The 1690-nt window shown below is 36.9% G+C and carries 3 protein-coding genes; all 3 read right to left on the bottom strand.

The annotated features are described in order from the left end of the window. Positions 1-666 (bottom strand): recombinase RecA (gene recA / locus ACT8VG_RS10940; RefSeq protein WP_444195896.1); only part of this gene is annotated, 666 nt, incomplete at its 3' end. A gap of 38 nt (positions 667-704) precedes the next feature. Beyond that, entirely contained in the window at positions 705-1160 is a 456-nt protein-coding gene (locus tag ACT8VG_RS10935) for a CinA family protein (protein ID WP_022424179.1), read from the bottom strand. Position 1161: 1 nt separating this feature from the next. Continuing rightward, the coding region (pgsA, locus tag ACT8VG_RS10930) for a CDP-diacylglycerol--glycerol-3-phosphate 3-phosphatidyltransferase (protein WP_444195895.1) at positions 1162-1690 on the bottom strand (529 nt) is incomplete at its 5' end.

Raw genomic sequence — 1690 nt, 5'->3', positions numbered from 1 at the left:
GGCACGACCACCTGTTGTTGTTTCTGGATTTCCATACATAACCCCAATCTTTTCACGTAGCTGGTTAATAAAGATCACAGTACAGTTTGTCTTATTCATAACACCTGAAAGTTTTCTTAAAGCCTTACTCATCAAACGTGCCTGTAAACCAACTGCTGCATCTCCCATTTCACCATCTAATTCCACCTGTGGAACAAGAGCTGCGACCGAGTCAATAACAATCAAATCAATCACACCAGAACGCACCAGCATTTCAGCAATCTCTAATGCCTGTTCACCACTATCTGGCTGTGAAAGAATCAATTCATCAATATCAACACCTAAATTCTTTGCATAAACAGGATCAATGGCATGTTCTGCATCAATGAATGCTGCTTTACCGCCCTGCTTTTGTGCCTGGGCAATCGCATGTAATGTAAGAGTTGTTTTACCACTTGATTCAGGACCATATATTTCGATAATACGGCCTTTAGGGTAACCACCAATACCTAATGCTTTATCAAGAGTTAAAGAGCCTGAAGGGATGACGTCTACATCCACTGCTGTACGGTCTCCAAGACGCATAACAGACCCTTTACCAAATTTCTTTTCAATTTGACTAATTGCATCATCTAACGCTGCATCAGTATCTTTGACTGCAGTTTTCTTTTCCTTCGCCATAAACATATACCTCCATACATATTCATACGACAATTATTTGTAAATTACTTCAAAATTTCAGAAATCTTCATTTTTCCGATTGCAAGAGCTTGTTCTACAATCTGTTTACGACTGCCTTCTAGTTCATATTCATATGTATGAACTTCATCCTTATAGGCAATTCCAATATATATCAAACCGACCTTCTTGCCTTCCATAGCATCTGGGCCTGCATTACCTGTAAATGAAATACAAAGGTCTGTATCAAACATCTTCTGTCCATTGATACACATAAGGCCGGCTACTTCATTCGATACTACACCATAGGTATCAATCACTTCCTGAGGGATACCTAATACCTGATGCTTAATAATTGTCTGATAACTGACAAGACTTCCCTTATAAACAGCAGAAACTCCTGGAACTGATCCAAGAGTTGCCGCAAAATTTCCTACTGTAAAGCTTTCAACACTAGAAATTGTTACATTCTTTTTTATCAACAATCTAACTAAATCTTCCATATTACATACTCTCCATGATTAAATCTCTATTCTTCCAGAAATAATCAATACCAGATAATAATGAAACGCATGCTGCGATATTAATGACATAATTCGCAAATGGGATATCCCAGTGTGCAAAGATTGGATTATTTAATAAGAGAAGACAAATACCCACCATTTGAGTGACTGTCTTAAGTTTTCCATAAATACTAGCAGCAAGAACTCTATTAGAACTAGACGCAACAAGACGTACACCATCCACGAAAGTATCTCTTAAAAGCATAACGATTAAGGCAATGACTGACATCTTATTGTTCCAAGTAAGAAGAATAAGTGCTGAATTTACAAGCATCTTATCCGCAATAGGATCCACAAACTTACCAAAAGTAGTGACAAGATGATTTTTTCTTGCAAGATAACCATCTAGAAAGTCTGTAAGAGATGCTCCTAAAAATACAATAAAAGCTAATAACTGAATGACAGAGATATCAGTAAAGAGAATATGAATCTGAGGCACACTGATATCTGTAAAATAAGGACATATATAT

Source organism: Catenibacterium sp. (genome assembly GCF_052354645.1).
GTDB classification, from domain to species: domain Bacteria; phylum Bacillota_I; class Bacilli_A; order Erysipelotrichales; family Coprobacillaceae; genus Catenibacterium; species Catenibacterium mitsuoka_A.
The sequence above is the reverse complement of the archived record's forward strand: the minus strand, read 5'-3'. Positions and strand labels throughout refer to the sequence as shown.